Genomic DNA, 3,260 nt, shown 5'->3' with positions numbered 1-3,260 from the left:
TATTAATAAAATTTTTGAGTATCTGAAAATTGCATAGAAATGACTTTGGCTATTTAACTGTAAAATTTTTCAAGTAAAATTGCACTTTTATAGTAAGGAGGTCATAAATGGAAAAAAAGGTTACTATTATTGGAGCAGGAAATGGAGGATTTGCAGCAGCGGCAGATTTAACATTAGGAGGTTATCAAGTTACTTTATATCATGATGAAGCAAGAAAAAAAACAGTAGAAGAGTTAATGAAGACCAACACTATTGAATTAACAGGAGTAAAAGGAAAAGAAAAAGTAAAAATTTACAAAGTCACAACTAATATGAAAGATGCCATGGCTGAATCTGATATAATAATGTCAACAATTCCTGCTTATGGACAAGAATATATAGCAAATAAAATGCTTCCATATTTAAGAAAAGAACATAAAATAATTTTAACTCCTGGAAGTACAGGTGGAGCTCTAGTTATGGCTAAAATATTTTATGAAAAAGGTAAATTTGATGGAGTAAAAATTGCTGAAATGCATACACTTCCTTATGCATGTAGAAAAACTAGCCCAACTGGAGTGAAAATATTACTAGAATGTAAGAAATTATATTTTGCAGCTTTCCCTGCGAAGTATAATGAAGAAATGTATAAAATAGTAAAAAAAATGTATCCTGCAGTTGAACTTATTAAAGATGTTTTAGAAACTTCGTTAAACAATGGAAATCCAGTATCACATCCAGCTCCAGTTGTATTAAATGCTGGTAAGATAGAATATTCTAAAGGAGAACATTATCACTATAGAGAAGGAATAACTCCTTCTGTAGCACGTGTTAATCAAAAGATAGATTTAGAAAGACAAGAGATATGTAAATTATTTGGATATAAAGCAATAGATATTAAAGACAGATTGTACTTGATGGGTTATGCACCAAAGAGAGAAACTTTATATGAATGCTATAGAGATAGTGAGGTATTTAATCCTCTTAAAGGCCCTAAGGACTTGAATGATAGATACTTAACTGAAGATACACCATATTCATTAGTAGCTTTAGCAAGTATTGCTCATAAATTAGGAATTAAAACACCAGTTATGGACTCTGTAATAACATTAGCTTCTGCTCTAAAAGATGAAGAATATTGGGAAAATGGAAGAACTTTTAATGATTTAGGATTTGAGGGAATGGATTTAGAAAAAATAAAAGATTTTCTTCAAAATGGATATGAATAAAATAAGATAAAACCAAAAACCATGGCTTAATAAGTCATGGTTTTTGGTTTTAAATAAAATTTACTTTTTTCCTTTTCTTTTTGATTTAATAGTTCTATTATAAGCTTCTTTACTTATTTTTCCGGTTAAATTAGAATCCTTAATATCAAGACCTAATTCTGCTGCAGTTTCAATATTCATTTCGTTGGAGTTTAAAATACTTGGTTTTTTTGTGTTTTTTTCATCAACTTTATTTCTTTTTTGCATATTAATTTCCTCCCTAATGTTCATACTTATTTATTATTTTTACCTATGTTTAAAATTATATATTAGGAAGAATGTGTAAAATCAGTATGAATCAACTATTTGTATTTTTGAATCATCTAATTCATTAATATAGTCTAGTATACCATTTCTAATAGCCATGGCAATTTGTTTTTTATATTCTTTGCTTTTAAGAAGTTTTCTATCATAAGAATTAGTTATAAAACCTATTTCGATTAAAACTCCTGGTGATGTAGTTTCTCTTAATACATAAAAATTTTGAGGTAGTACTCTAGTTTTGATATTAGATTTTAAAAACTTTTTATAAACATTTTCATCTATAGATTTAGCTAATTTTTTTGCTAAATATTTACTCTTAGATGAGTTTTTATAATAAAATATCATTACACCCCTATCAGCAATATAATCAGGATTTGAATTTGTATGTATACTTATAAAAAGATCAGCTTTATTTTTATCTATTATATTTTTTCTAGCATGTAAATCTTTTTTATATCTTGATGAATTAAGTGTACTCTTATTTTCTAAAGAAACATCTCCTTCTCTTGTCATTATTACATTAGTGATTTTGTTTTCTAAAACTTTTTTGATTCTTAAGCTAACATCTAAGTTGATATCTTTTTCTAAAAGTTTATTATATGAAGTTCCAGGATCAATACCACCATGTCCAGGATCTATAACTACAGTACTGTATAAAAAAACCTTAGGCTTAAATGCGTCAATGTAATCTCTAAACACAAATATAGTAGACAAAAAAATAAGTATTAAAAATATAAAAAAATATTTTTTATTAAATTTAACTACTATAAAATTATTTTTTAACATAAACTCACCTTTCGTATTATTATTCAAAAAGCTCAATACCTAATGCTTTGTAAAACTCACTATCAATATTATGGGTAATTGTAATGTTATTATCTTTTCTAAATTTAACAACATAATATTTCATTCCATCCCCATATATTCCATCAATATATCCAGGGTAGTATCCTTTTTGCTTCATAATTCTTTGTATTTCATAAACATCAGAACCTCTGTCTCCTGGCTTTATCAATCTAAAACCATTTCCAAAAGGGCCGTAAGGACCACCGGATATTATAACGGTAGTTCCATATTCTATTAATGGGTATAAATCCTCAACATCTTTATTAAACATTCTTATACATCCATGAGATAGATTTCCGCCGATAGAGTAGGGTTTATCTGTTCCATGAATACCATATTTACCCCATGGAACATTAAATCCCATCCATCTAGTCCCAAATCCTTTACCCCAAGATCCTTTACTAATAATAGTCCATGTTCCAATAGGAGAAGGAGTAGATGGTTTTCCACTAGCTATAATATAAGTTTTTTCAACTTTCTCATTAGATTTATTTATTAGATACAATTTTTTTTCATTTATATCAATCAAAATTTTATATTTATTTTCTCTTTTATAGTTATTTTTATTGCTAAAGTTATAGCTGATTGTACAATCTTTTGTAATAGTATAATATACATGGCATATATAAAATACAAACAGTCCTAAAGTTAATATATATATAATCTTTTTCAAGAACTATCCCCCCTGCATTAATTATATGATATACATATAAAGATAATTCTATTATAAGTATATGATTTAAGTATATATAAAATTTAAAATAAAGTATGATATTCATATGAAAATAACAAAATAAATGTGATAAAATGTTTTTTATAACGAATAGGAAATTATATTCCTATTTAAATTGTGGATAAATATAAATTCCGTTATGAGTTTTAAGCAACGGAATTCGTTAGAAT

4 protein-coding genes are annotated in these 3,260 nt (G+C 26.5%); 1 reads left to right on the top strand and 3 read right to left on the bottom strand.

Going from position 1 to position 3,260, the window contains the following annotated elements:
• Positions 1–107 precede the first annotated feature (107 nt).
• Positions 108–1,208, top strand: a complete 1,101-nt coding sequence (locus tag BUA77_RS12945; RefSeq protein ID WP_072890946.1) for an NAD/NADP-dependent octopine/nopaline dehydrogenase family protein — start codon at positions 108–110, stop codon at positions 1,206–1,208.
• 60 nt (positions 1,209–1,268) lie between these two features.
• On the opposite strand, the gene BUA77_RS12940 is transcribed toward BUA77_RS12945, so the two are convergent.
• The 3 genes from BUA77_RS12940 to BUA77_RS12930 all read right to left on the bottom strand — a co-directional run bounded on the left by BUA77_RS12940 (position 1,269) and on the right by BUA77_RS12930 (position 3,030).
• On the bottom strand, positions 1,269–1,454 hold the full coding sequence (locus BUA77_RS12940) for a hypothetical protein (RefSeq protein ID WP_072890944.1): 186 nt from the start codon (positions 1,452–1,454) through the stop codon (positions 1,269–1,271).
• Positions 1,455–1,535: 81 nt separating this feature from the next.
• Entirely contained in the window at positions 1,536–2,297 is a 762-nt protein-coding gene (locus tag BUA77_RS12935) for an N-acetylmuramoyl-L-alanine amidase family protein (RefSeq protein ID WP_084605803.1), read from the bottom strand.
• 19 nt (positions 2,298–2,316) lie between these two features.
• Complete coding sequence (locus tag BUA77_RS12930) at positions 2,317–3,030, bottom strand: L,D-transpeptidase family protein (RefSeq protein ID WP_072890942.1); 714 nt, start codon at positions 3,028–3,030, stop codon at positions 2,317–2,319.
• Between the last annotated feature and the right edge of the window lie 230 nt (positions 3,031–3,260).

Origin of the sequence: Tepidibacter formicigenes DSM 15518 (assembly GCF_900142235.1) — a bacterium.
Classification (GTDB): domain Bacteria; phylum Bacillota; class Clostridia; order Peptostreptococcales; family Peptostreptococcaceae; genus Tepidibacter; species Tepidibacter formicigenes.
Note: the sequence above shows the minus strand (reverse complement) of the source record. Positions and strands in the feature narration are given on the sequence as shown.

What these genes read in the sequence shown, in the direction of transcription:
- BUA77_RS12940 (WP_072890944.1), bottom strand. Translation starts at nt 1,454, where the DNA reads ATGCAAAAAAGAAATAAAGTTGATGAAAAAAACACAAAAAAACCAAGT.
- BUA77_RS12945 (WP_072890946.1), top strand. Translation starts at nt 108, where the DNA reads ATGGAAAAAAAGGTTACTATTATTGGAGCAGGAAATGGAGGATTTGCA.
- BUA77_RS12935 (WP_084605803.1), bottom strand. Translation starts at nt 2,297, where the DNA reads ATGTTAAAAAATAATTTTATAGTAGTTAAATTTAATAAAAAATATTTT.